Source organism: Peribacillus sp. NJ4, assembly GCF_030348345.1.
Classification (GTDB): domain Bacteria; phylum Bacillota; class Bacilli; order Bacillales; family DSM-1321; genus Peribacillus.
Genome location: NZ_JAUCFQ010000001.1, coordinates 1,152,247 through 1,177,769, shown reverse-complemented (window position 1 = coordinate 1,177,769; position 25,523 = coordinate 1,152,247). Strand labels below are relative to the sequence as shown.

27 protein-coding genes and 2 pseudogenes are annotated in these 25,523 nt (G+C 39.2%); 12 read left to right on the top strand and 17 right to left on the bottom strand.

Going from position 1 to position 25,523, the window contains the following annotated elements:
- Positions 1–30: 30 nt before the first annotated feature.
- The 3 genes from QUF94_RS05940 to QUF94_RS05930 all read left to right on the top strand — a co-directional run bounded on the left by QUF94_RS05940 (position 31) and on the right by QUF94_RS05930 (position 4,652).
- Positions 31–1,311 (top strand): ABC transporter substrate-binding protein, encoded by a 1,281-nt coding sequence (locus QUF94_RS05940; RefSeq protein WP_289315031.1) that lies wholly within the window; start codon positions 31–33, stop codon positions 1,309–1,311.
- 233 nt (positions 1,312–1,544) lie between these two features.
- Positions 1,545–3,011 carry a glycoside hydrolase family 68 protein gene (locus tag QUF94_RS05935; RefSeq protein ID WP_289315030.1) on the top strand — a complete coding sequence of 489 codons (1,467 nt, stop codon included), beginning with the start codon at positions 1,545–1,547 and terminating at the stop codon, positions 3,009–3,011.
- Positions 3,012–3,104: 93 nt separating this feature from the next.
- The gene (locus tag QUF94_RS05930) at positions 3,105–4,652 is read left to right on the top strand and encodes a glycoside hydrolase family 32 protein (RefSeq protein WP_289315029.1); all 1,548 of its coding nucleotides are present in this window, start codon (positions 3,105–3,107) and stop codon (positions 4,650–4,652) included.
- 338 nt (positions 4,653–4,990) lie between these two features.
- Here QUF94_RS05930 and QUF94_RS05925 read toward each other — a convergent pair whose 3' ends face one another.
- The 9 genes from QUF94_RS05925 to QUF94_RS05885 form a co-directional block, all read right to left on the bottom strand.
- The gene (locus tag QUF94_RS05925; RefSeq protein WP_289318294.1) at positions 4,991–6,748 is read right to left on the bottom strand and encodes a SulP family inorganic anion transporter; all 1,758 of its coding nucleotides are present in this window, start codon (positions 6,746–6,748) and stop codon (positions 4,991–4,993) included.
- A gap of 16 nt (positions 6,749–6,764) precedes the next feature.
- Complete coding sequence (locus QUF94_RS05920; RefSeq protein WP_289315028.1) at positions 6,765–7,358, bottom strand: beta-class carbonic anhydrase; 594 nt, start codon at positions 7,356–7,358, stop codon at positions 6,765–6,767.
- A gap of 374 nt (positions 7,359–7,732) precedes the next feature.
- Entirely contained in the window at positions 7,733–8,488 is a 756-nt protein-coding gene (locus QUF94_RS05915; RefSeq protein WP_289315027.1) for a PepSY domain-containing protein, read from the bottom strand.
- Positions 8,489–8,572: 84 nt separating this feature from the next.
- Positions 8,573–9,853 carry a sensor histidine kinase gene (locus QUF94_RS05910; RefSeq protein WP_353957739.1) on the bottom strand — a complete coding sequence of 427 codons (1,281 nt, stop codon included), beginning with the start codon at positions 9,851–9,853 and terminating at the stop codon, positions 8,573–8,575.
- A 59-nt stretch (positions 9,854–9,912) separates the two neighbouring features.
- A complete protein-coding gene (locus tag QUF94_RS05905) occupies positions 9,913–10,614 on the bottom strand; it encodes a response regulator transcription factor (protein ID WP_289315025.1) in 702 nt (233 codons plus the stop codon).
- Positions 10,615–10,775: 161 nt separating this feature from the next.
- On the bottom strand, positions 10,776–11,657 hold the full coding sequence (locus QUF94_RS05900; RefSeq protein WP_289315024.1) for a PhzF family phenazine biosynthesis protein: 882 nt from the start codon (positions 11,655–11,657) through the stop codon (positions 10,776–10,778).
- Positions 11,658–11,812: 155 nt separating this feature from the next.
- Positions 11,813–12,307 (bottom strand): hypothetical protein, encoded by a 495-nt coding sequence (locus QUF94_RS05895; RefSeq protein ID WP_289315023.1) that lies wholly within the window; start codon positions 12,305–12,307, stop codon positions 11,813–11,815.
- Between the two features lie 28 nt (positions 12,308–12,335).
- Positions 12,336–12,686: a DUF4181 domain-containing protein gene (locus QUF94_RS05890; RefSeq protein ID WP_289315022.1), complete on the bottom strand. Its 351-nt coding sequence runs from the start codon at positions 12,684–12,686 to the stop codon at positions 12,336–12,338.
- 195 nt (positions 12,687–12,881) lie between these two features.
- The gene (locus QUF94_RS05885) at positions 12,882–13,112 is read right to left on the bottom strand and encodes a DUF3953 domain-containing protein (RefSeq protein ID WP_289315021.1); all 231 of its coding nucleotides are present in this window, start codon (positions 13,110–13,112) and stop codon (positions 12,882–12,884) included.
- Between the two features lie 254 nt (positions 13,113–13,366).
- Between QUF94_RS05885 and QUF94_RS05880 the strand changes: the two genes are divergently transcribed.
- On the top strand, positions 13,367–14,770 hold the full coding sequence (locus QUF94_RS05880; RefSeq protein WP_289315020.1) for an NCS1 family transporter: 1,404 nt from the start codon (positions 13,367–13,369) through the stop codon (positions 14,768–14,770).
- Between the two features lie 88 nt (positions 14,771–14,858).
- Here QUF94_RS05880 and QUF94_RS05875 read toward each other — a convergent pair whose 3' ends face one another.
- On the bottom strand, positions 14,859–15,308 hold the full coding sequence (locus QUF94_RS05875; RefSeq protein WP_289315019.1) for an NUDIX hydrolase: 450 nt from the start codon (positions 15,306–15,308) through the stop codon (positions 14,859–14,861).
- 153 nt (positions 15,309–15,461) lie between these two features.
- Here QUF94_RS05875 and QUF94_RS05870 point away from each other — a divergent pair, with 153 nt between their 5' ends.
- The 4 genes from QUF94_RS05870 to QUF94_RS05855 all read left to right on the top strand — a co-directional run bounded on the left by QUF94_RS05870 (position 15,462) and on the right by QUF94_RS05855 (position 16,441).
- On the top strand, positions 15,462–15,743 hold the full coding sequence (locus QUF94_RS05870; RefSeq protein ID WP_289315018.1) for a hypothetical protein: 282 nt from the start codon (positions 15,462–15,464) through the stop codon (positions 15,741–15,743).
- Between the two features lie 78 nt (positions 15,744–15,821).
- A complete protein-coding gene (locus QUF94_RS05865) occupies positions 15,822–16,073 on the top strand; it encodes a hypothetical protein (protein WP_289315017.1) in 252 nt (83 codons plus the stop codon).
- Positions 16,074–16,151: 78 nt separating this feature from the next.
- Positions 16,152–16,277, top strand: a complete 126-nt coding sequence (locus tag QUF94_RS05860; protein ID WP_289315016.1) for a hypothetical protein — start codon at positions 16,152–16,154, stop codon at positions 16,275–16,277.
- 17 nt (positions 16,278–16,294) lie between these two features.
- Positions 16,295–16,441 carry a hypothetical protein gene (locus tag QUF94_RS05855; RefSeq protein WP_289315015.1) on the top strand — a complete coding sequence of 49 codons (147 nt, stop codon included), beginning with the start codon at positions 16,295–16,297 and terminating at the stop codon, positions 16,439–16,441.
- A gap of 275 nt (positions 16,442–16,716) precedes the next feature.
- On the opposite strand, the gene QUF94_RS05850 is transcribed toward QUF94_RS05855, so the two are convergent.
- From QUF94_RS05850 to QUF94_RS05840, 3 genes and pseudogenes are all read right to left on the bottom strand, one after another.
- A complete protein-coding gene (locus QUF94_RS05850; protein WP_289315014.1) occupies positions 16,717–19,887 on the bottom strand; it encodes a bifunctional cytochrome P450/NADPH--P450 reductase in 3,171 nt (1,056 codons plus the stop codon).
- 71 nt (positions 19,888–19,958) lie between these two features.
- Positions 19,959–20,534, bottom strand: a complete 576-nt coding sequence (locus QUF94_RS05845; RefSeq protein ID WP_289315013.1) for a TetR/AcrR family transcriptional regulator — start codon at positions 20,532–20,534, stop codon at positions 19,959–19,961.
- 273 nt (positions 20,535–20,807) lie between these two features.
- A pseudogene (locus QUF94_RS05840) lies at positions 20,808–21,128 on the bottom strand (MazG nucleotide pyrophosphohydrolase domain-containing protein).
- A gap of 97 nt (positions 21,129–21,225) precedes the next feature.
- On the opposite strand from QUF94_RS05840, the gene QUF94_RS05835 reads away from it, so the two are divergent.
- Entirely contained in the window at positions 21,226–21,807 is a 582-nt protein-coding gene (locus tag QUF94_RS05835) for an LOG family protein (protein ID WP_289315012.1), read from the top strand.
- Between the two features lie 72 nt (positions 21,808–21,879).
- Here the strand turns inward: QUF94_RS05835 and QUF94_RS05830 are convergent, their stop codons facing one another.
- From QUF94_RS05830 to QUF94_RS05820, 3 genes are all read right to left on the bottom strand, one after another.
- On the bottom strand, positions 21,880–22,305 hold the full coding sequence (locus QUF94_RS05830; protein WP_289318293.1) for an NUDIX hydrolase: 426 nt from the start codon (positions 22,303–22,305) through the stop codon (positions 21,880–21,882).
- A 33-nt stretch (positions 22,306–22,338) separates the two neighbouring features.
- Entirely contained in the window at positions 22,339–22,764 is a 426-nt protein-coding gene (fabZ, locus tag QUF94_RS05825) for a 3-hydroxyacyl-ACP dehydratase FabZ (RefSeq protein WP_289315011.1), read from the bottom strand.
- Positions 22,765–22,902: 138 nt separating this feature from the next.
- Complete coding sequence (locus QUF94_RS05820) at positions 22,903–23,517, bottom strand: undecaprenyl-diphosphatase (RefSeq protein ID WP_289315010.1); 615 nt, start codon at positions 23,515–23,517, stop codon at positions 22,903–22,905.
- A 191-nt stretch (positions 23,518–23,708) separates the two neighbouring features.
- On the opposite strand from QUF94_RS05820, the gene QUF94_RS05815 reads away from it, so the two are divergent.
- From QUF94_RS05815 to QUF94_RS05805, 3 genes and pseudogenes are all read left to right on the top strand, one after another.
- Positions 23,709–24,104, top strand: a complete 396-nt coding sequence (locus tag QUF94_RS05815) for an SRPBCC family protein (protein WP_289315009.1) — start codon at positions 23,709–23,711, stop codon at positions 24,102–24,104.
- Positions 24,105–24,360: 256 nt separating this feature from the next.
- Positions 24,361–24,636 (top strand): annotated as a pseudogene (locus QUF94_RS05810) (DUF3885 domain-containing protein); the annotation flags it as partial.
- A gap of 71 nt (positions 24,637–24,707) precedes the next feature.
- The gene (locus QUF94_RS05805; protein WP_289315008.1) at positions 24,708–25,301 is read left to right on the top strand and encodes a dienelactone hydrolase family protein; all 594 of its coding nucleotides are present in this window, start codon (positions 24,708–24,710) and stop codon (positions 25,299–25,301) included.
- Positions 25,302–25,314: 13 nt separating this feature from the next.
- On the opposite strand, the gene QUF94_RS05800 is transcribed toward QUF94_RS05805, so the two are convergent.
- The gene (locus QUF94_RS05800; RefSeq protein ID WP_289315007.1) at positions 25,315–25,509 is read right to left on the bottom strand and encodes a Fur-regulated basic protein FbpA; all 195 of its coding nucleotides are present in this window, start codon (positions 25,507–25,509) and stop codon (positions 25,315–25,317) included.
- Positions 25,510–25,523: the final 14 nt, after the last annotated feature.

The following is a 25,523-nucleotide window of genomic DNA, read 5'->3' as shown; positions in this document are numbered from 1 at the left end:
CCTTAATTAGAAAATTGCAGGGGTGACATGATGAAAAAAGAGATACTAAACATATTTTTAATCGGAATATTGAGCCTATCACTTTGTGCATGTCAAACAAAGACCGAGAGCGGAACAAAAAAACCGGAAATTTCAGAGCGAAAAATCACTTTGAATGTAAGGAATCCGAAAGTTGAAATTTCTACGCAGTTCGAACAAATGGTGATTGCTTATGAAAAAGAAAATCCAAATGTAGATATAAAGGTTCACACGGTTGGCGGGGCTATGGATAACCTTGCTGATTTGAAAGCAAAAATGGCCACTGGCAATGGTCCTGATATTTTCACAAACAGCGGATACGAAAATGCCAAACAGTGGAGTGAATATTTAGAGGATCTTTCTGACCAACCCTGGGTTGAACATGCATATGAAGATGCGTTAACCCCTATGAAATTCGATGGGAAAATTCATGGGATGCCGGTTAATCTGGAAGGGTACGGATTCATCTATAATAAGGATATATTTAATAAGGAAGGAATCGATGAATTACCCAAAACGCTGACTGAATTAATAGCAGTGGCTGAAAAATTGCAAAAAGCAGGGGTTACTCCTTTTGCAACTGGATATTATGAAGAGTGGAAATTGGGTGACCACTTAATGAATGTCGGTTTTACAGAGCAAGAAGATCCACCGGCTTTTATAAAAGGCCTAAATGATGGAACTGAAAAAATATATAATAATCAAAAATTCAATGATCTAATCAATTTGTTGGATGTAACATTAAAGTATGGAAACAATAACCCGCTAACAACCGATTACAACATGGAAGTGAATCTATTCACTTCAGAAAATGCAGCGATTATCCAACAAGGAAACTGGATACAGCCGATGATCGATCAACAAGCACCGAATATGAACATCGGATTTATGCCAATACCAATAAATGATCAACCTAAGAAGGAAGCCTTGATGGTCGGCGTACCGAATTATTGGGTTGTAAACAAACAAACCACACCAGAAAAGAAGAAAGAAGCGAAGAGATTTTTAAATTGGATGGTTTCTTCCGAACAAGGCAAAATGTTTTTGACAGAACGCTTTAAATTCATTCCTGCTTTCACTAACATTGAAGCTGACAATTTAGGACCTCTTGCTGATGAAACGATTCAGTATTATAAAGAAGGAAAAACGTTACACTCAAACTGGTATGATTTCCCTGTTGGAATAAGAGAAGAATTTGGGGCTGCCATGCAACTATATGTAGGAAACAAGCTAAGTCGTGATCAATTACTACACGAGTTTCAGAGGTCATGGGAACGGGCTTCCAGCGAATAAAATAGGACTTCTGTACACTTCTTGCCTCCTTTGTTGGGGCATTTTTTTGTACGGCGAAAACTATGATATCAATATAAGACTAAATTCTAATCAATATATGACATATCCATAGAATTAAGACTAACCTATAATTTTATTAGTACTTCAAACAGGCGGGACTGTTACTCCCAAAAAGTAATCGTTCCACTAGACTTTATTTCTATATACTAATAAACATTCTAGGAGGAAGGCATATGAACCTTAACAGGCTTGCCAAACAAGCAACAGTAATAACACTTAGTACAGTTATCTTATTAGGAGGCAGTCGCTCAGAAACTTTCGCGGCGGCAAAAGACCCATTAGATCACAATGAAAAGTATGGCACTTCACAAATCACTCGTTACGACATGCAAAAAATGATTAATCAACAAGGCGATGCAAAGTTTACAGTTCCCAAGTTTGACGAATCAACAATAAAAAACATTCCCTCAGCAAAAAAGTATGACAAATCAGGAAATTTAATTGATATGGATGTATGGGATACCTGGCCATTACAAAACGCTGATGGTACAGTGGCAGAATATAAGGGCTATCATATCGTATTCGGATTGGCTGGAGACCCTGAAAATGGTAGTGACACGTTCATTTACTTGTTCTACAAAAAAGTTGGAGAAACATCCATTGATGCTTGGAAAAATGCTGGCAGAGTATTTGATGATAATGATAAAAATGTTCCAAATGATCCTTATTTAAAAAATCAATCAGAAGAGTGGTCCGGTTCTGCAACCTTCACGTCTGATGGAGAAGTTCGCTTATTCTATACAAATCGCGGACAGTTTTCACCAGATTCCAAGCAATACGGTAAACAAACATTAACGACAGCTCAAGTAAACTTATCTGAGTCAGGTGCTGGTACATTGCAAGTGGATGGCGTAGAAGATTACAAATCCATCTATGAAGGCGGAGACAGCAAGTTTTATCAATCACATGATAAAGCTTTCGCTGATGAAAATTTTAGTGATAATCATACATTAAGAGATCCTCACTATATTGAAGATAAGGGTCGTAAATACCTTGTTTTTGAAGCGAATACTGGGACTGAATATGGTTACCAAGGAGAAGAATCCCTTTACAACAGTGCTTACTATGGCAACAGCAATAAATTCTTCCAAGCTGAAAAGGATAAACTTCTGCAAAGCTCTAAAAAAGGTTTAGCTGAATTAGCAAATGGTGCAATTGGCATCATTGAAATAAACGATGATTATACATTAAAAAACGAAATGAAACCCTTGATTGTTTCGAATACAGTAACAGATGAAATTGAACGTCCTAACATATTTAAAAAGGACGGAAAATGGTATTTATTCACAAGTACAAGAGGATCAAAAATGACCATTGATGGAATTGATGATAAAGATATTTACATGTTAGGCTACGTGGCAAATTCTTTAACTGGCCCATACAAACCGTTAAATAAAACCGGAATTGTCTTACATCAAGATCTTAATCCTTATGATATTACTTGGACATACGCTCACTATGCTATCCCACAACCGGAAAGCGATAATGTAGTTATTACAAGTTACATGACAAATAGAGGTTATTTTAAAGACCATAAATCTACCTTTGCCCCAAGTTTTTCACTTAACATTAAAGGGCCAAATACAGCTGTGATAGAAGATAGTATTCAGGAACAGGGTCAACTAACGAATAACCAATAATTCAATGTTAACCCTAATTTTTACAAAATAAATCAAAAAAAGAAAATGTCTATTAAATTGGCATTTTCTTTTTTTATTAGCGTGGTGATTTACTTGGACAAAATAGTTTTTACTAAGAAAGGTTTTAAGTCGTTGGCTCTATTAATACTTGGATTGTTCATTGCCGGATTATTAGTCTATCTAGTCAAATCAACTTTACCAGTTAAGCATAAAGAGGAATCGTATCGAGCTAACTACCATTTCACTGTACCTGACAAATGGAAAAACGATCCTCAGAGGCCGATTTTCATTGATGGTGAGTACCATTACTTTTACCTCTATAATGGGGATTATCCGGATGGAAATGGAACAGAATGGCGTCATTCAACCTCAGAGGACTTGGTGCATTGGAGTGATCAAGGGATAGCCATTCCGAAATATACCAATGATAATGGAGATCCATGGTCGGGATCAGTCGTTGTGGACAAGGAAAATACGGCAGGCTTTGGAAAAGATGCTCTTGTGGCAATTGTTACGCAGCCCTCCAAGGATGGCGGTAAACAGGAACAATTTCTATGGTATAGTACGGACAACGGTAAAACATTTACCTCCTACAGTGATGATCCCATCATTTCAAATCCAGGAACGAAAGATTTTAGAGATCCAAAAATCATCTGGGATGACAGTGATCATAAATGGATTATGGTCATGGCTGAGGGAACAAAAATAGGTTTTTATAAGTCTAACAACCTAAAAGATTGGCAGTATATGAGCGGTTTTGTCACGAAAAACATAGGTCTTGTAGAGTGCCCGGACCTTTATTTGTTACGGGCGGATGACGGGACTTTAAAATGGGTACTTGGTGTCAGTGCTAATGGGCAATCCAATGGTAAACCAAACACATACGCCTATTGGACTGGAAGCTTTGATGGAATGGAATTCTTCCCAGATTACAATGAACCGCAATGGTTGGATTATGGCTTCGATTGGTATGGTGGAGTTACATTTGAAGATGGGACAGAAAGCGATAAATACAACAAACGGTATGCTCTCGCTTGGATGAATAATTGGGCCTATGCCGATAATACTCCGACCTTGAAAGAGGGCTTTAATGGAATGGATTCCATCGTTCGCCAAATCGGGCTAAAACATGGGGGCAACAACCTATATTATTTATCTTCACAACCTATCAAAGCATTGAAAGAATTGACGAGTTCAACGGATTCCTATGAACAAATTGAAGTGAATGGTTCCAAAACACTAGATGTAAAAGGTGATGTATATCAATTGGAGACGGATATCAATTGGTCAGACATAAACAATGTAGGCTTAAGGCTTCGAGAATCAGCAGATCGAACACGCCACATTGACGTAGGAATTTTTGCAGAAGAAAACTACTCTTATGTCAATCGAACTTTTACCGAACACCCTGACGAAAGTAATCAATATATTAAAAGCATTGCTCCATATGATGCTAGCAAGAAACATGTTCACTTAAAGATCCTCATTGATAAAACAAGTATTGAGGTGTTTGTGGATGATGGAAAGATTGCACATTCAAATTTAATATTCCCTGAATTTGATGATAAAGGAATATCCCTCTTCTCAGAGGGAGGCAAAGCGGTCTTTCATAATATTAAGATCAAACACCTCAGTGATTAATTGAACATCATTTATGAATGGCGATACTATGAGGTATACTTTGACCACAATTCACCATGTCTACCCAAAACTCTTCAATAAGGAGTAATAACGAAAAGCCGGATTCAAGAAGTATTGAAATCCGGCTTTTCGCTATGGCTGAGAGGCTTCTGTCCCTCCCTCTCCATTGTGTCTTCATGAATCTATTTGTATTTGAGTTACTTCTACTTGTAACCTTCCTGACTACTACCGTATTCATTTATAGCCATGGTGAATCAAGAAGATAGTTGATTAGAAAAAAGGGCATCTGCCAAAAGCGGATGCCTTAATTTTCGTGAATTGATCTTTCTTGATAAGGGTCATGTTAACCCTATCTCCCTTTTTCTTTTCTGTTTTAATACCGCAGGCTTTGGAACCTGCTGGGAGAGTACCGTACATTCATCAAAAGCAAATTGTTTACACCCTTTACAACGGTTCTCATCCAGTTTGGATAAAGCTTCATTAATGGCATCACCCGTATTGGAAAAGAACCGTTCTTCACCAACCAGTTTAATAAAACCGGTTTTTTCGAGCATTTCTTTAGGTTCCTGTTGAATCCCGGAAATCAACACTTGTAGTTTGTGGGACTTGAATTGCTTCACAATGTCGGTGAGAAGTGCTTCACCCGAAGTATCAATGAATGACACATTGCTCATTCTTAATAGGAGGACTTTTGGTTTAGAACGCATCATTTCTTCGATTTCTTCTTGCAACCTTTCGATTGAACCAAAGAATAAAGGTCCTTCTATCGTATAAATGTTTATCTGCGGGCAGCTTGAACCTTGTTGCACCATTTCCGGTTTAACTAGTTTATCAGCTGGATCTGGTAAAACCTTTGTTAATTTCAGTGTACCGCTCATTAGTTTAACAAAAGATAGAATAGCTAATAGTAAACCGATTCCAACTCCTGTTGTCAGGTCAATCAAAACTGTTAACAAGAAGGTGACGATCAATACGACCGAATCCATGGTTTTTGCTTTTAAGATATGCGAAAATTCTTGGCGTTCGCTCATGTTCCATGCGACAAACATAAGAATGGGAGCCATGCTTGCCAAAGGAATGGCAGAAGCATAAGGAGCTAAACTGACTAACACCAGCAATACTACCAACCCATGTATCACACCTGATATAGGGGAAACTGCACCGTTTTTAATATTCGTTGCGGTACGGGCGATGGCACCTGTAGCTGGAATGCCTCCAAATAATGGCGTAATCATATTGGTCAATCCTTGCCCCATCAGTTCTTTATTGCTGTTATGTTTACTGTTGGTCATGCCGTCTGCCACTACAGCGGATAATAGTGATTCAATTCCTCCAAGCATGGCAATGACCAAAGCTGCCGGAAGGAGTTCAATCACTAGGCTGACAGTGATATGGGGGAACTGAAAATGGGGCAATGCATTAGGGATGGCGCCATAAGCCGATCCAATGGTCGCTACCTGATCAGGAAAGAAAAAGGTGGCCACTAGAGTTGATATAATCAATCCCAGCAATGCTCCAGGGATTTTCGGTAAATATTTTGGAGTTAATATGACGAGAGTTAAACTTATGATAGCCACCAGTACACTGTAGATATTAACTGTATTGAAGTTCAATAAGATTTCTTTCATGTTTAAAAGAAAGACTTCTTCTTTTTTTAAGTTACTGAGTCCAAAGAAATTGGCAATCTGGCCAGAAAAGATAATCACAGCAATTCCAGCAGTAAAGCCGATGGTAACTGGACGCGGAATGAACTTGATGAATCTCCCCAGTTTGAACACACCTAAAAGAAAAATCATGATACCTGCCAAGAAACCGGCGATTAACAGTTTTTCATATCCGTACTGCATGACCACTCCCAACAAGATCGGGACAAAAGCTCCAGTCGGGCCTGCAATTTGATATCTCGATCCGCCTAAAAGGGAGACCATGATTCCAGCTATGATTGATGTGTATAGTCCGTATTCTGGTCTTACCCCTGAAGCAATGGCAAAAGCCATCGCTAAAGGAATTGCTACAATCCCAACTACCACGCCGGCAACCAGGTCTTTCTGAAAATGGCCAAAGTTGTATCCTTCAAGCCTGCTAGAACCCATCATTTTATCGCTCCTTCTTTTATTGAATATGTATTTCATCGTTGCTGACAACGTTGCTATATCCATCTATGATTCGATCCAATTTACCGGTTTCGGGATGGATGACCATACCGTGAACGGCAATGGAATCCGGTAATAAGGGATGGTTTTTGATCAAACGGACACTATTTGTAACACTCTCCTCCACGCATTGAAAACCTGACAGCCATTTTGATAAATCAATACCAGAGTTTGTTAGGATATCAATATGCTCCTGACTGACTTCCTTCTGCTTTGCGGCATCAAGAAGTGAAGAGGATTGAAGCCCCACCATACCGCATCCGTGATGTCCGATCACGCATACTTCCTCCGCTTTCAGCTCATAAATAGCGACAAGGATACTGCGCATAATACTGCCAAAGGGGTGAGAAACAATAGCTCCTGCGTTTTTAATGATTTTCGCATCCCCATTTTTTAAACCCAACGCCTTTGGAAGCAATTCCAATAGACGGGTATCCATACACGTTATAATGACGATCTTTTTATCTGGATATTTTGTCGTTTGAAACTCTGTATATTTGTTTTGATCGACAAACGTCTTGTTATAATCCAAAATACTCGAAATGATTGACATTCATCATTCTCCTTTCCGTTGCAATTCTTTGTTAAATTGTTATAGAAGGTAATGTTCTAAAAAAGAGTATGTACAATGATCCAGATGCCTTTCATCCAATGATCTTATTTGGCTTCGTTTTACATGGATGAAACCTTCTTTTAAGCTAATTCCATGTTAAAGTTATTAAATTAGAGTTAAATGATAGAAGGATTAGAAAATGGTGAGAATTATTACAATTTCTTCTCTTTTGTTTTGCATTTCCCTTACTCAACAAAAAAGGGTGATACCCATTAGACATCTAATTGGTATCACCCTTTTTTATTTTAGCGGAAAGAAAGATTGAAATGTGATGGGAAACATCTCTTGGTTTTCTCAGTTTTGAGCAAACTGTTTTATTTAGAGTCATCATTATCATCCACATCATCATCATCATCTTCCCATGTGACTGTTTTTACTTCTTTTGTGTAACCGTCCACTTGGACAACTGCGTCACGATCGTCTTCCAATTCAACTTCGACCAAATAATAGGGTGTCTGATTCGGGGGTTGATAAAATTCCGTATCATCACCTGTTCCTTTTACATGTTTTTCGGCAATCGCAATTGCTTCTTTCTCTGTAATGATACTATCTGCTACCTTCGTTGAGTCAATAATGGCTCCTGTATATGGGTCGAGTATTAATGTGGTTTTTTCATTATTCTTATTTACAACTGCTTTATAATAGGAGTTGTCTTTTTCCTGCACAAAATCAATTTGTTCCAGATCACCTTTTGCGGAAATACGTTCCTTTATTTCTTTTTGAGTTAGTTGCTTTTGAGGTGTTTTTTTCGTCGTTTCTTCAGTTGCATGATCTGAAGTTTCTTTAGTCAACCTCTTCCTTTTTATGAAATTAACTTCCCCACTTTCTGCATCCATCCTAATTTGATATACCCCAGTTTCAAGCTGCATTTCAATCTGATATTCTTCACCATCATTTTTCGTTGTCTTAATAATGGTTCCAGGATATTTATCCTTTGCTAACTGGTTCACTACTTCTATAGTCAAGTTTTCCGCGGATAATGATGGAGCCCACCATTGAAATCCGACAAATGAAAGCAGACCAAACACGACAATTAACCCAACTGGTACCAGCAATCTTCTACTCTTCATCGTATCACCCATCCAACGTCATTCTGGCTTAATTAAATAAGAATTCACCCATTCTTTTATTTAAATCTCTTTCAGTAAAGGGACTTAAGTAAATAAAAGAGTGACGATTGTTCCCCTGCCTTCGAGACTATCCATTTCAATCCGGACATCAATTGCCTCGGCAATTTCCTTTGCCATGGAAAGCCCTAATCCTGATCCGCCTTGCTTTCGGCTTCTTGCTTCATCTACACGATAAAAGCGATCGAACACTTTTGGCAATTCAGCCTTTGGGATTCCGTCCCCGCTGTCTTCGATGTGGATATATGCTTCATTACCTGTTTTTCCTATGTAAACTGAGATATGCTCGTCACTATACTTTCTTGCATTATCCAAAAAAATGAACAAAAGCTGTTTTAACTTTTGAACGTCCGTTAATGCTTCAATTGCATCGCTGCTATGAATCTCCACTGTTCGATCGTACGCATTTTTATACACTTTTGCTAAATCTGCCATGATATCAGTCAGATTTACGTTTTCCTTCTCTATATTCCATTTTTCCTGATGCTTTGCAAGCAGGAGCAATTGCTCTGTCATCTCTCTCATTCTAATGGCTTCAGAATGAATGGCCTCTATTGATTCATCAAACAAATCAGGACGCTTTAAACCCCTTCTTTGCAAAAGACTTGCATAGCTTTCGATGACAGTTAGCGGTGTTTTTAATTCATGTGAAGCATTTGATACGAATTGTTCCTGTTTCTCGAAGTTAGCCTGTAACAAATCGATCATGTGATTAAAGGTTTTCCCCATTTCCACAAGTTCATCTTTTGAATTTTCTTCTAGGCTGAGTCGCTTAAATTGGCCACTTGTTTGAATCTCTTTCATCGTTTCAATCATCGAGCGAATCGGACGAGCAATGAAATTACTGAGAATACTGCTTGATATCAAAACAGGAATCATGGCGATGACCGTTACAGCAATTAATACAATGCGAAGAACAGCGAGCATTTCTTCTGTTGCTAGAATGCTTTTGGTTATTTGAAGATTAACTACACTTCCATCCCCCCAAACGATCGGGTTTGAAACGAACACATACTTTTTCTGATCAAAAGTGATGATCGCGCTCTCCTCACCTGGGTAAAAGCTGCTAGGTCGATTGCATAACTGTTTTTCAGAATTGGATGTAACAACTGTTCCTTGCCTTTGACCCTCTATTACAATACCAACCATGCCATCTATAGGCACATAGGCACGGAGTAAATCATTTGGTGAAATACGATTTACATTTTCACTAACATCAAATGCCATTTTCTCTGTCTCCGCTTTCGCACGATTAAGTTCATTCATCATCACCTGTTTACTGAAAACAAAATAAATCGAAACATTCATCAAAAGCAGCAGGAAAATGAATAACACCGTTGTATATAAATTTATTTTCCTTCGAAGTCTCATTTGGCTTCCTTCATGACGTAGCCAACGCCTCTTACAGTATGAATAAGTGGCGCATCAAAGCCATATTCGAGCTTTTTTCGAACATATCGGATATACACATCCACTACGTTTGTTTCTCCATAGAAATCATACCCCCAGACCGCTTCCAGAATTTGATCCCGGTTTAGCACTTGACGCTTATTCTTCAGTAAATAAAGAAGTAAATCATACTCCTTTGGGGTTAGGTCAATTTCATTTTCGCCTCTGATGACTTCGCGCGTTTTGACATTTAACCTTAAATCAGCAGTATTTAGCCATTCATTGCCGTCATCTTCCATTAAAGGTGCTGCAGTTCGCATTCTTAAAACCGCACGGATTCGAGCAAGCAATTCCTCAATTTGGAAGGGTTTTGTAATGTAGTCATTCGCGCCGAGATCAAGACCAGAAACTTTATCTTCAACCGAGCCCTTTGCCGTTAACAGGATGACAGGTGTAAAAGTGTTTTTCGTACGAATTTTACGAAGCAGCTCGATTCCGCTAATGCCTGGAAGCATGACATCCAATAAGATCAAATCCCATTTTCCTGATCCATATACTTCAAGTGCTTCATTCCCGTCCATTGCCTTTCCGATTCGGTAGCCTTCGATTTCAAGCTCTAATTCAAGCAGTCTCAAGATTTTCTCTTCGTCTTCTACGATTAATATTGATTCTTTATTCATATGGAATGCCTCCTTTTGGGGGGATTTTTTTGTGGGACTTTTTATTTTGCGAAAGAAAAATAGGGTCACGAGATTAATAGCGAAGCTAAGTTCAATAAGAAAAAGGCTGCCTCAGCAACCTTACTATTTTGAAGCAAAGCACCTGTTAGAATGTTAGGTTATTAAAGGAACCATTCACCTTGAGCAATTTTCACTACTTTACCTCCTACATGAACGTTGATTTTCCCGGTATCATCCCCTGCTTTTAAAAACAACAAAGAAGGCCTTCCGATTTCGTATCCTTGTTCTACGCGAACGTTTATTTCACTATTTTCAAAATACCGGTATTTAACTAAGTAAGAAGCTAAACATCCATTAGAACTACCAGTAGCTGCATCTTCGGGGATACCATAAAAATCTGCAAAGTCTCGAACATTTAAATCATTTTTCGAGTTATACGTTTCTGGAGAAAAAACCATAATGGCTTTTGCCTCAGTATGTTCAATTAACTCAAAATATTTTTCTCTATTCACCTTTACTTTTTTAACGGCATCCAATGATTTTAATGGGACAACAATCACTGGTAGTCCAGTCGAAACTTCCTGAATGGGAAATCTATCATCTATGTTTTCTTTATGTATATTTAAAACTTCAGAAATTTTATTTTCATCTAAAATCCGGCCGAAAGTTGGTTCATTTTGTTTCATCCATATAAGTTCTTCCTGATTATTGAATGATACTGTTATCTGACCACCTTTAAAGTTTAAAATAATGTTTTCCAATGGTTCATCCAATACTTCGTTTTGAATGATGTATGCAGTTCCTAAAGTCGGATGGCCAGCAAAAGGAACCTCTTCATTAGGTGTAAAAATCCGGACATCATAACCGCCATCAATTTTTGAATCAGACAAGATAAAGGTAGTTTCTGAAAAATTAATTTCTTTGGCTATTTGTTGCATTTCATTATCTGGAACATTTCCAGCGTTTTTAAAAACCGCGAGTTGATTTCCTGTATATTTTCCATTTGAAAACACATCAACAATAGAATAATTAATCCTCTCCATAAGACTCCCCCTCATTTACTTGTTAGTTATTTAAACGAATGTCCCAATTATTGCATTTAAATTTTTAAAATTACAGTCGCTATTTGCCCAGTTAGCTCCATAAAAAAAAGAGCTGCCTGAGCAACTCTCATGTTAAAAGCCCTATATCTATTCCACTAAAAATAATTTGGGATTTCATAGGATATGGAGTCCATATCCTTTTCATTCGAATAATACAAACAAATACTATCCTCATATTTTTGCTTAGTGGAAGGGAGTTCAATAAAGTTCAATTTTTTATAAAATGCCGTTCCAATATCGCTATATAGGAAAAAGTCAGTACAATTCATCCTCTGCTCTAAATCGTTTATCACTTTCTGGATCAATAGCGATGCATATCCTTTTTTCCTCAAATGCATCGGGGTGGCAATTGAACCGATTCCTCTGACAATCAAGGCTTCCGAGGGATTTAATTCATATACAATCAAGGAACTTAATAGCTCTTTTGTAGCCGTTTCTTCTAAAACATGCCACTTACCTTTTTTATATTTACTGGAATTCCGACACATCGTTATATATTCGTTAGCTGCCATTTTGTCTCCCCAAACATCATGGCCCATCATATACACAGCTTCCATATCCCCGCTTGTTGCTTCTCTCATTATTTTCAAATTATCTGCTCCTTATGTACCATCCAACCTATATAAAATAATCCACATTATACATTATCACTAAGGCTAACAGAAGCTGAACTATTGTAATGACATGTTCTTTTGCGTTTTTCAAGTACTTCCATTCCAAGAACAACTGAAAACCAGTTAATACAATTAAAAAGGACATCAGATACAACTTCATGACATATGGGTCCTCTGTAACAAAGGAGAAAGTACATAAATAAATGGATGCAATGATGGCTCTTCCCCACCGATCCACTTTCTTACCAGGGGTATCGGCTATCTTTTTCTTATCTACACCAAACCATTTCCTTAAAAATTTATCTATAAAGAGAGAAAAACCAATAAAAATAATGAAGATCCACACAATTCCCACTAAAACTACATCCCTTTCACAACCACTTCATCTATATTTTACCATAATTATATATTGTCTTATCAATCGAATCAGCCATTTAAGCACATAAGAAAAAGAGCTGCAAGAGCCCCCCTTGTTTTGTTATGAACTTCAAATCTATATCCCAATGATGAACAAAGACCCCCCATTAAGATCTTTAGGTAAAAACTAATTCTATATTAAGAAACTCAGAATGACGGTAAAGAGAACTAATAGCGAGACAACTAGACACATATACCCCACGAATCCTTTACGATCCTTTTGAATTTCGGTAATTCCAATCACCAGCATCATTAACCCCAGGAAAAACATGCTATACGGTAACAACTTAACATTCCCGGTAATTAGCTGTGTAGCTGATAAAGCAAAAACAATGATTCCTAAGATGATTCTAGCTATATTCAAGAATATTCCCCCTTTAACCCAATCCACTAACTATATCCTAATTATACCATTTTGTGAAAGGTGAGCTTTCAGACAGAGGTTTTTTTTATATGTTCACCGAAATAATTTTAGTTAAAAAACACAAAATAATATCTGAAATTTCACACTTCTTCTAATGATTCCTAAATCCGAATCTTATATACTTTATTTATGTTAGCTTTTATCACATTGTCCGGTATGTCACATAACACAAATGAATAGGAGTTGAGTGTAAATTGTCTACATATCTAGAAAGTCACGCTTTGGAAGAAACGGAGTTCAACCATACTGCGGATTTGGATGAATCTCTGAAGCCTAAAACAAAAGAAGATAGGACAGTTGGCCCGATATCCTATATATTCATGTGGATTGGAGACGGCGTCAATTTAGGGAATATGACACTAGGGGCCAGCTTGGTCGTAGCGGGAACCGCAACGTTGAATATCATTCAGACGTTTGCTGCAGCTGCCATCGCCATCGCCATCATTTCCATGATTTTCGCTTTAAATGATAGGATCGGATACAGGACCGGTATTCCCTATGTTGTACAGCTCAGAATGTCCTTCGGGATGAAAGGCTCCATCATATCATCACTTTTGCGCGGAATTCCGGCCATCATCTGGTACGGTTTTCAAAGTTGGATCGGTGGTACTGCCTTAAACGAAATCGTGAAGATCATGACGGGTGGCGCTTTTGATAATGCCGTCATTTGCTTTGTCGCGATTCAACTGGTGCAAATTGCGCTTTCGCTGTACGGCTTCCATGCCATCAAATGGGTGGAAATGCTTGTATCCATCGTTATCATGCTAGCGCTTGTCTATGTATTTGGTATTCTCCTTACATCACATAGCGAGGTCATCGCGGAAAAATGGGTGCATGCCGAAGGCTCATGGGGCTTGCCGTTCTTTGCTTTCATCATGATGTTTTTGGGGAATTATGCGGCCATCTTTTTAAGCGCAGGGGACTATTCAAGAGAGCTTAAGTCTGGCATCAGTGATGCAAAACGAGGTTTATTGTACTTTTCGCCCATTTTAATTGCCTATGGATTCGTACTGACAATCGGTGTAATGCTTGCTACCGCTACCGGCATATCCAATCCCGTTAAGGCGTTTGCAATAGTGGTGGACAATCCTTATATCACTGTAGGCGTTTCTGCATTTATCGTAATAGGTGCGATTGCCGTAAATATGGTCGCCAACATTATTCCGCCAGCCTATGTCATTACTTTGCTTACAAAGTTGAAATATAAGATTGCCGTTATCATAACCGGACTTCTTGCCTTTTGCTCATTCCCATGGGTGCTTGTACAGGATTCTTCGGCGAAGGGGCTCGGTATGTTCATTCTGATTTATTCCGCTTTTTTAGGCCCGATCGTTTCGATTTTATTAGTCGAATATTATATATTAAGAAAGCAAAAAATGAATATTGCCGATTTATACAGAGAAGACGGACCATTTGCAGGATATAATCCATGCGCACTGCTCGCCATGCTTATCGGCGCCGGTGCCGCCTTTATAAAAGTGGAGCTTGCCTGGGTCATCGGCGTTGTTGTGGCAGGCATTGCCTATATTATTCTGATGAAGTTCGCCTTTAAGGATTCAAGATTCAAAAAAGGTACGATATTCGAGAATGAAAGTTAATTTGTAGACTCAATCAACATTCGTATGACAGCCCAAAAAGGGATACTGCTCAAAATGGTAGTATCCCTTTTTTTAAGGAAGGTTAGTTTCATGAATGATACGTTTGACCATTTTTGTAAGTGAATGTGTAGTTTCCTTCTTTTTTCAATAGAACCGGTAAATACTGTGCGACCATTTCAGCAATTCCGAGATTCTCTGGATGAAGGATCCACTCAATCGATTTCCATTCCAGAATACCTTCCCGCGTTTTTTTCGGTGTTTCATATATTAAATCTGCATCCACTTCATACAAATACACATATATCCCATCCAGTTCACCTTCTGGAGTCTCCCAAATTACCGTTCCTTTAGAAAAATAGGGCTCTACTTCAATGTCCGTTTCCTCAAACACCTCACGCCGTGCACCTATATCAGGTGTTTCACCGTTCTCGATTTTGCCCCCCACCCCGTTCCATACGCCCATAATTGGAGCCTTCTCCCGATTGAGCATGAGTATTTCATTATCTTTCTTAACAAAACAAACTGTATACTTAAACATTATATAAAGTGACCCCTTTATCGTTAGTTTAACCCCACCACATGGCCGTGACGAATGTTGACCATAGAGAGCGTCATCTGCCACCACTATTAACACACCCTCAAATATTAACAATGAATAAAGAATCCGTAAACGTCCGTCCTCCCTCAATGGATGTTGTACACCCCATTTGCAACCAACGCTTCTATTTTTGCGAAAAATAGCTTATTTCACTTCTGTTTACTCGTGAGTTTGTACTGTTTACTCGTGAGTTCGTACTGTTTACTCGTGAATTTTGCTGTTTTACTCATGAATTCGTACTTTACTCGTAAGTTTGAGCTGTTTACTCGTGAATTTTGCTGTTTTACTCGTGAATTTGTGCTGTTTACTCGTGAGTTTTGCGGTTTTACTCGTGAATTTGTGCTGTTTACTCGTGAGTTCGTACTTTCCTCGTAAGTTTGAGCTGTTTACTCGTGAGTTTTGCGGTTTTACTCGTGAATTCGTACTTTCCTCGTAAGTTTGCGCTGTTTACTCGTGAGTTTTGCGGTTTTACTCGTGAGTTCGTGCTGTTTACTCGTGAATTTGTGCTGTTTACTCGTGAGTTCGTACTGTTTACTCGTGAATTTTGCTGTTTTACTCATGAATTCGTACTTTACTCGTAAGTTTGAGCTGTTTACTCGTGAATTTTGCTGTTTTACTCGTGAATTTGTGCTGTTTACTCGTGAGTTTTGCGGTTTTACTCGTGAATTTGTGCTGTTTACTCGTGAGTTCGTACTTTACTCGTAAGTTTGAGCTGTTTACTCGTGAATTTTGCTGTTTTACTCATGAATTCGTACTTTACTCGTAAGTTTGAGCTGTTTACTCGTGAATTTTGCTGTTTTACTCGTGAATTTGTGCTGTTTACTCGTGAGTTCGTACTTTACTCGTAAGTTTGAGCTGTTTACTCGTGAGTTTTGCGGTTTTACTCGTGAATTCGTACTTTCCTCGTAAGTTTGCGCTGTTTACTCGTGAGTTTTGCGGTTTTACTCGTGAATTCGTACTTTCCTCGTAAGTTTGCGCTGTTTACTCGTGAGTTTTGCGGTTTTACTCGTGATTTCGTGCTGTTTACTCGTGAATTTGTGCTGTTTACTCGTGAGTTCGTACTTTACTCGTAAGTTTGTGCGGTTTACTCGTGAATTTGAGCTGTTTACTCGTGAGTTCGTACTTTACTCGTAAGTTTGTGCGGTTTACTCGTGAATTTGTGCTGTTTACTCGTGAGTTCGTACTTTACTCGTAAGTTTGTGCGGTTTACTCGTGAATTTGTGCTGTTTACTCGTGAGTTTGCGTGTTTTACTCGTGAGTTTTCGCTATTTACTCGCAAATTCATATTTTTTTATCATTGCCACACAAGAAAAGCAGCGATTCTCTTGGAATCGCTGCTCCCTCCTATTTATGCTCCTGCCCAAACATCTTTTGCATATCTGCCATTCTCCTCTAATGATTGCAGCCAATCCGTGGCTTCTTCTTGAGGTTTTTGATAGAAATGCATATAGCTGTCGATTAATGTTCGTTCAACATCGGGTGCCATTTTACCTCCGTCTCCGCAGATGTATAGGTGCCCTCCTCCTTCTTTTAATAAAGGAAGTATGTCATGAGCGTTTTCCGCTAATCGGTTCTGGACATACGTTTTTTCTTGGCCGGGACATCTTGAGAAAGCGGTGTGCAGTGTTACAAGTCCCTCTTGTTCTGCTTGCACGAGTTCTTCTTGATAGAGGAAGTCGTGTTCCGGATTACGGCATCCAAAGTAAAGGTGGGCAGCCCCTAGCGTTTCACCTTTTTCCTTCAGAACGCGACGAGCCTGAATGAATCCTCTGAATGGTGCAATTCCTGTTCCAGGGCCAATCATGATGATTGGTTTTCCTGTTTGCTCTGGAAGTTGGAAATTGGATTGCGGCGTAGTGATAAAGCAGGCTACCTTGTCGCCTAAGGAGCGTTCTGCCAAATAATTCGATGCAATTCCTTTGTATTCCCCGTTGCCGCTCAAGGCTTCCCCGCGGACGACGCTGACGGTGATGCTTACTTCTCCTTCCTTGTGAAGTGGAGAGCTTGAAATAGAGTAGTATCTTGCTTTTAAAGGCGGCAGTAAAGCCAAAAAACGTTCAAATGGGATTTCACATGCAAGATACTTTTCTATAAGATCAAGCATGGTTATGCGCTTGTTCAGGATTTCTCGTTTATAGGTACTATCCTCAAGAAGTTCTTCAAGTTCTTTTACATGTGGAGGACATACCGTGTAAGTGGCAAGCGCCCGAATTTGAGACCGGGTGGCGGGTTCTTGGAACTCCACATGGTTTGATAGTAACTCCTCGAGTTTTACTGGTTTTCCTGTAGGAAGATGGGCAGCTTTTCCCGAATCCCCAGTCAGATTCACATAATCATGGCCGTTTAGGTTAAATCGACTGAGCACTCGCTCGACAAGTTCCGATGGATTTTGTGGAAGAACCCCGAGATGATCGCCTTCCTGATAATGTATTCCCTCTGGCAAAGTTAACTCTATATGCCGTGTACTTCTTCCACTTTCCACATGTTGTAATTCGTAATTCCTTTTTAAAATGGCTGTAAAAGCATGATGGGTGCGGGCTAGTGGCGTGCCGCTCACATCGCTTACGAAGTTCATCGTAATCGAGCTGACTACCCGATCATTCATATTCACTTCAATGTTAAGGGTTTCGGCAAGATTCGGCCAAAGGGCTTCTGTCCATTTTTCGTAATCACCTTCAAAGTCATCACTTGCATCTCCATAGCCTGTTTCTGACAGCCGAACCGCTCCTTTTTGTTCCAGCTGCTCATCAATGAAACGTGGAATGCGTTGGTACGTATTCGCCCAATTGCGGTCCCCGCAGCCGAAGATCGCATAGTGAACACCATCCAATGTGTCATCTTGACTTTCCTTCAGCCATGAAACAAAGTCACCCGCATTATCAGGGGGATTTCCATTATAAGATGCCGAGACGATGAGAACAGCCCCTTCTCGAGGTAGCCGATCCGTGTAATCATTCAAAGAGGCAATCTCGGCATTGAAGCCTTGCCGCTTACCTGATTCAGCAAGGTCACGAGCGATCCCTTCCGCTGTTCCCATGTTTGATCCAAACAGGACAAGTAATGGTGTACCATGTGCAGATTCGATTGAAGATGCCGTGGCTCCTTTGTCCGCAGACTTTGGTTCTGGAGAAGAAACGGTAAACGACATCTCCGGCTTCCTCGGTGAAACGCGCATGGTCATCCCGTCCGGTTTGAGAGTCAACGTTTCTTTAACATCCAATTGATATTCTTCATGATCAATCAAGTCAAAGTGCTGTAAAACCATGCCAAGCACCAGTGTCGCCTCATGAAGGGCAAACTGCTGTCCGATACAGGCGCGCTGCCCGTTTCCAAACGGTTTATAAGCATGATAAGGGATGGAATCCAAATCCTCGAACCTCTCAGGAATGAACGATTCAACGTCATCACCCCAAACGGATGGATCACGGTGAAGCTCAGGAATAAGTAGCGAGAACACATCGCCTTTCTTCACCTTGTATTTTCCGCCCAGCACGGTATCTTCTTTAGCATAAACGGAAAATGCCGGTGCTGTCGGCCACAGACGAAGCGTTTCATTCAGCACCATCCGGACATATTTCAGCTTTTTCACTTGTGTGTAATCAGGAACATCTTCACCAAGCATTTCATCGACTTCCTGCTGCGCTTTTTTTAACTTGTCCCTGTTATTCATCAGGAAATAAATGGCGAACGATAGGAGACCGCTCGTCGTTTCATGCCCGGCTATTAAGAAGGTAATGATTTGAAAACGAATATTTTCAACATCCAGGGAAACGCCCGTTTCAGGATCGACTCCCTTCAACATATGGGAAAGAAGATCATCTTCTCCTTGATCGCCATTTTGTTTTCGTTCAGCAATCATTTCATCCACTAGAGAGAACATATATTGAATGTCTTCCCTGAATTGTTTTTTAGACTTGATCATCAGTTTATCTTGGATGCCAAGTCGCTGCGTTTGGCTCATCGCTTCATCCAACGCACGCACCATACTGGTGACAAAAGGATGGGTGGTCTCCCGATAAAAACTGTTAAAGCGGTAATTGAACCCGCAGAGTCCGATCGTATCCAAGGTCAATCGTGTCATATCTTCAGGAACATCTATCTCATCAGCCGGATTCAGGCGAGCCCATTTTTGAATGAGTTGGGTTGCAAGATCCACCATTTTTGCATGGTAGCCCTTCATTGCCTGCTGGCTAAAGCTTGGCAGCAGGATGTTATGGGCTTTTTTCCAATTCGGCTCCGTGGTTTCACTTGTGAAGAGACCATCGCCGCCGAACGCTCTCACTTTTTGTAGGGCAGGTCCAACTTTCTTATCAAACCTTGCTTCATCACAAATTTCTTTAGCGAGGTCAGCACTGGATACGAATGTAGCGATGCGACCAGGAAATTGAAATTGAAAAACCGGCCCAAGTTCCCGTGCCAGCTTCATGAAAGACTGAAGCGGCTTATCCTTATCAATGATAGGCAGGCTGCCTAGGGGGCCGTAAGTCTTTGGCTGTGGAAACTGAGTTGTATTTTCCATTTTATAAGCACCTCTTTTAATAGTTTAGAATGCGGAATGAACGTTCATTCATTTTAATTGTTAAAAATGTGTCAAGCGTGCAATCGGACTGCATCCCAAAAGCTTTCTTCCACATCTGCCAATAGTTTTGGTTCAGGTTCTAATTCCCCAATGCGGACAAGTCGCTCAAGCTCAAGAAATGCTCCGTAAATGATGGCAATCAAAGCTGAAGAAGGCAGCTCCTTAATTTCTTTTTTTTCTTTTCCAGAATCAAAGAAATTTTTAAAAATATTCAATAGCCCTTGAAAACTAGCATGACTATCTTCATTTAAAAAATGGGCTCCACTATGTATCTTTATAAAATAAAGAGCTTGGTCCTGCACAGTTGTAAAATGAACCATAGATTTAAAAATATGGTGGAACTGATTGCGAATCGAATCATCATGGGGAAATCCATTCTTGATCGTTTCAGTGAAAATATCCAAGTACTCTTGAAAAATCTTGTTGCCCAGCACCTCCTTATTCTCAAAGTAACGATAGATGGTACCGGCTCCAACCCCTGCCGATGTAGCTATCATCGGAATCGTCGTAGCATCATATCCCCGTTCGGCGAATAGTTCCAAAGCGCTGGATACTATACTGTCTCGTTTATTTACTGCATTGATCATAATGATTCACCCCTTTTTATAAGATGCGGAATGAATGTTCATTCCTATTAATGTAAGTGTATACCCAATAAAATCCCATCTCAATCGCGCATAGTACCCATATTTTGTGAATTCTTTGTTAATGAACCGGGATAAAAGACTGATGTTTTTTCTTGTAATGAGTTAAATTAGTACAAATCACCATCGTTGGACCCATAAGAAAAAGAGCTAATCGTCACAGCTCTTCAAGTTTAAAAACAGGATGTTTTTCATGTACACCAATAATGACGGAAATTATGCATGATGATAGCGTTCGGATAGTTTCCTTTTATGGGCATTAAACACTTCTTCCAATGGAATATCGTACTTGTTCGCAATCACAATCAAGTTACCTAGCACATCTCCCAATTCTTCGGTTAACTCCTGTTTATTCTCTTCAAACGAACCAATAACTTCATCAGGTCTATCCCTGCCAATCTCAAGGGAGCGAATGGCTCGTGCCACCTCGCCAGTTTCTTCTGCCAAAAAGCCAATGCGAATGAAAATGTCCAATTCTGACCATCCTCATGCTTCATAATAATCTTTTACCCATTGTTGAAATTCAGTGACGTTCATATTCATCCACCCTTCATTTAGATAATTCAAGTTTAACAAAACCCCCTGAATTATGTATGATAAGAAAGGAAGATTACTAAATGGGAGATGTGATATTTTGAAAAGTCTAGCTGTATTTTGTGGATCAAGCATTGGTGCATCTGCTGTCTATGTAGAAGAGGCTAAAAAACTGGGTGCGGTACTGGCAAAACGTAATATTACCCTTGTTTATGGAGGCTCAAGTGTAGGAATCATGGGTGCAGTTGCAGATTCCGTTTTGGAAGCAGGCGGAAATGTAATTGGCGTAATGCCAGATTTTCTAGAAAAAAAGGAAATAGCCCATAAGAACTTAACCGAACTGATTGTCGTGGAATCCATGCATGAAAGAAAAGCTAAAATGGCTGAGCTTGCAGATGGGTTCATTGCCTTGCCAGGCGGGCCAGGAACATTGGAAGAATTCTTTGAGATTTTCACTTGGGCTCAACTTGGTCTTCATCAAAAACCTTGCGGACTCTTAAATATCAATCACTATTATGATCCTTTGGTCGCTTTATTCAATCATATGTCCGACGAACAGTTCCTTCATGAAAAATTCCGTTCGATGGCGCTGGTAGATGTTGAACCAAATGGACTTCTTGATCAATTCAATACATATGAACCGCCAACCGTAAAAACTTTCATTACCGAAAAACAAACCTGATCATAAAAAAACAACCGGCCAAGATCAATAATGACCTTGGCCGGTTGTGATATACTGCTGCGCACTGAAGGGTTAGGTAAATATCAGGTTTAAATAATCTCCATGCCCTTTAATAAGTTCCACTTCATGTTGGGATGAAATCCAGAAGAAATGGAATGTCAGCCCCTCTTCATCTCCTCCACCCGTTGGCTGATAGTCCCATTCATCAGGAACAATCGATACACTTAATTGATAAAAATATCTATTATGTATGGCACCATCAGCGCTCTCCCAAAAATCTTCCGCAATTAATTTCTCCACATGAAAATTCTCAAGACCTGTTTCTTCTTTCATTTCCCTAATCAATGCTTGGTAAGCACTTTCTTGAGGCTTCACTGTTCCCTTGGGTATCTGTATACCCGCTTCCCTAATGGGATGTTGAAAAACCAATACCTGAGTTTCTCCATTTTTGATTCTTGTCACATACCCATAGGCTTTTTTTATCGGTATCACTTTCATACCCCCGTTGTTCAAGTTACCCCTATTGAAAGATCAATCACCAAAAGCAAATATGAGCTCTGTCTCGCATACAGTTTCCCCATCGACAGTAACCCTTCCTTTTCCTTTCCCGATAGGGCCTTTCAAGCGAGTAATCTCCACTTCTAAATGTAATTGGTCCCCTAGTCTTACTTGCCTTTTAAAACGACATCCATCGATCCCAGCCAAAAGCCCGATCCGCCCTTGATTTTCTTCTTTTGTAAGCATAATAACAGCACTTACCTGTGCTAAAGCCTCAACAATCAATACACCTGGCATCACTGGGTGATTTGGAAAGTGACCAGTAAAAAACTCTTCATTTGCTGTTACATTTTTAATGGCCACCGCTCTCTTTCCTTCTTCCAATTCCAGTACTCTATCAACTAAAAGGAATGGATAGCGATGCCTGATAATGTCTTTGATTTCTTGGATATCAACCAATATTAAGCCCCCCATTGTGATGAATTCTTTCTCTTTATTTTACCATCAGAATCATCATATGGATATTTTTGTATTTACCACACTACACTTCTTTCAACAAAAAAAGGCTGCCTGAGCAACCCTGTTTTTGAGTCTCGCTTAAAAATCCTTTGATTTTTTTTCCTTCGATTTAGTCAATGGGGATAGAAGTATTTGTTCATACCTCGCATAACCCGCTAATATTGTATGAATCAAGCTTATCTTAGGAACAACAAAGTAAACCACCAAGCCTGAAATCGTGCTCAGTATAGCACCTGCCAGCACATCTGCCGGAAAGTGGACTCCTACCCAAATACGGGATATACCAACAAGGAAAGCGAGCATGATCCATAGCATCCACCATCCTCTTTTGAAAAGCCAAAAGGATACACAAAACGAGAAAAACAAGATGGTATGGTCGCTTGGAAATGAATTATCCACTGCTTTTTCAATCAACTTATTAACATTGGTCAATTCGGCAAATGGCTGATTATTCGAATGTAATCCCCCTGCCATTTTCCCCATCATTTCAGCTATTACAAACGTGATCATTCCACAAACAACCATCATTCTACTCTGTTCATTTCGAGTGAACCATATTACGATGACTGCTAAAGCTAATAAAAATACCATGTACTCGGCAATGAAAATGGCAGAAGGGTTTAAATAAGAGTATTGTTTCCCTAAGTCATTTATCATTCTAAATACATTGACATTCAATTCAAAAAGACTCATTTCATATCCACCTTTCCTCTTTTTCTTTCATAGTAAAAGAAAAGAGGTGTAAATCGCCATCGATTTTCCTAACAGTTTTAGCTGCAACCTTACAATATTGTCACGTGTTCAACTATCGCTAGAGTATAAATCTTCTTGTATATTTCTAAGACATTCTATATAATCCATAGAAAAATCAGGAGGTTAGTCAGGTGAATAATGATAGTAACTCTGTTCTAATTCATAAAAACCAAGAAGCCGTTTGGCATGCGATTACAAATGATGAAAACATTTCAAAATGGTATGCCCCGGGTTCAAAATGGAATATTCCTAAACTCAAGGTTGGCGAGAAGGCAATCTTCGTATTAATGCCTAGTGCACATAACAATCTTAAAGATAACGAAAGTATACCTATGAGCTTTACCATCCAAGAAGTAATTCCTAACGAAAAGTTTTCTTATTCCTCGGATTCTGATAACCTCGTTTTCACTTTCGAAATATACCCAGAACCTGAAGGAACTAGAGTATCCATTAACATGGACGGATTTGAACTTAGTCTGGCAAACCTAAAAGCATTTTCAGAAGGAAGAGAACTTCCCCATACCTAAAAATGAAATAAACACGATGATGCTCTTTGTCAGTTCCGCATTTGTTCTTGTAGGTGGAATGCCCAAGTTAGTTCGCTTTTTCGCAGAAAATCAACCTATGACACCAATTAGAAATCTATTTAATTCACATGCTGTTGGAAATGATTTGTGGGTGTCTATTGTTTGGATGGTGCTAATCATTATGATTTCATATTTATATGGAATGAAAATTTTTTAGGAAAGTATAAAACAATGTGGTTTTAAAATAAAGTCATGAAAAACACATAGATTTACTTTAAAATGTAAAACATCTGACTTCAATTACATTCCTATGTTGAAAGCAATCTGCAATCAGGATATGGGGATAAGACCAAGTATTTTTAATATGGTCTATTTTATCAACATCAACAAGAAAACTATATTTCACGTTTATGATGACAGGGGTTGTGATTTAGTGGCGACCTCGCCCGAAACAATAAGAGATGTTTATGACAACTACAACGATTGGATATTAGCTTACGACAGAAATGAAATAGACGGGGTATTCAAATAAAGGATTCAACTAACAAGTGCGTTAGCTGAAGATCAATATATAATGAAGCAATAGGATAATGGGGGGTAAAAATGCTGCACATACAGAAAGATTCCGATACTGTAATCATTGTCATTCACGAAATTTATGGACTGAACGAACATATGCAGCGTTTTTGTGAATCATTATCGAATCAGGGTTTTGATGTCATTTGTCCGAATTTGTTAGATCGAGAGACACCTTTTGATTATTCCCAAGAGGATGCTGCTTATCGTCATTTTATGGAGAATGTAGGTTTTACAGGCGCTTTACATAAAATAAAGGATATATTATCGGATGTTAAAGATGAATACCAAAAATTATTCATCCTTGGATTTAGTGCAGGGGCAACTGTGGCTTGGCTGTGTAGTGAGGACGAATGTGTCGATGGAATGGTTGGATACTACGGTTCCCGTATTAGGAATTATGTAGAATTAACGCCACAATGCCCTACACTGCTATTCTTTCCCCAAGAAGAATCAGCATTTAATGTGGACGAATTGATTTCAGCTTTAGAAATAAAGAATATCGAAGTGCATAAATTCAACGGAAAACACGGATTCAGTGACCCTTACAGTTCAAAGTATCATGTAGAATCAGCACAAAACGCATTTAGCAAAATGATGAAGTTTTTCATGATGAACTGAGGTGTTATATTCTCTAATATCGTTTTGTATTGATCCATTGTATCGAACCAGCATCACTATGGGGATGACTGTCCGTTTGAACCTTTTTGTACTCCATTTCCAATTCTTTCAAGGTTAACGTCATAAGCTGTTCCACACTCTTATTTACAGTATGGATCATAAGTTTATGGATTAATTCCTTCCGCCTTTCTTCCACACCCTTCCTCATTTCACCCTCCCCTT

Coding starts and splice junctions, on each gene's coding strand:
- QUF94_RS05910 (WP_353957739.1), bottom strand. CDS start 9,853: ATGAATGTTTCGATTTATTTTGTTTTCAGTAAACAGGTGATGATGAAT.
- QUF94_RS05875 (WP_289315019.1), bottom strand. CDS start 15,308: ATGTTTAAGTATACAGTTTGTTTTGTTAAGAAAGATAATGAAATACTC.
- QUF94_RS05845 (WP_289315013.1), bottom strand. CDS start 20,534: ATGATCAATGCAGTAAATAAACGAGACAGTATAGTATCCAGCGCTTTG.
- QUF94_RS05925 (WP_289318294.1), bottom strand. CDS start 6,748: ATGATGGGTTCTAGCAGGCTTGAAGGATACAACTTTGGCCATTTTCAG.
- QUF94_RS05905 (WP_289315025.1), bottom strand. CDS start 10,614: ATGAATAAAGAATCAATATTAATCGTAGAAGACGAAGAGAAAATCTTG.
- QUF94_RS05900 (WP_289315024.1), bottom strand. CDS start 11,657: ATGGAGAGGATTAATTATTCTATTGTTGATGTGTTTTCAAATGGAAAA.
- QUF94_RS05915 (WP_289315027.1), bottom strand. CDS start 8,488: ATGAAGAGTAGAAGATTGCTGGTACCAGTTGGGTTAATTGTCGTGTTT.
- QUF94_RS05935 (WP_289315030.1), top strand. CDS start 1,545: ATGAACCTTAACAGGCTTGCCAAACAAGCAACAGTAATAACACTTAGT.
- QUF94_RS05940 (WP_289315031.1), top strand. CDS start 31: ATGAAAAAAGAGATACTAAACATATTTTTAATCGGAATATTGAGCCTA.
- QUF94_RS05830 (WP_289318293.1), bottom strand. CDS start 22,305: ATGAAAGTGATACCGATAAAAAAAGCCTATGGGTATGTGACAAGAATC.
- QUF94_RS05820 (WP_289315010.1), bottom strand. CDS start 23,517: ATGAGTCTTTTTGAATTGAATGTCAATGTATTTAGAATGATAAATGAC.
- QUF94_RS05805 (WP_289315008.1), top strand. CDS start 24,708: ATGCTGCACATACAGAAAGATTCCGATACTGTAATCATTGTCATTCAC.
- QUF94_RS05850 (WP_289315014.1), bottom strand. CDS start 19,887: ATGGAAAATACAACTCAGTTTCCACAGCCAAAGACTTACGGCCCCCTA.
- QUF94_RS05920 (WP_289315028.1), bottom strand. CDS start 7,358: ATGTCAATCATTTCGAGTATTTTGGATTATAACAAGACGTTTGTCGAT.
- QUF94_RS05870 (WP_289315018.1), top strand. CDS start 15,462: ATGTTGTACACCCCATTTGCAACCAACGCTTCTATTTTTGCGAAAAAT.
- QUF94_RS05800 (WP_289315007.1), bottom strand. CDS start 25,509: ATGAGGAAGGGTGTGGAAGAAAGGCGGAAGGAATTAATCCATAAACTT.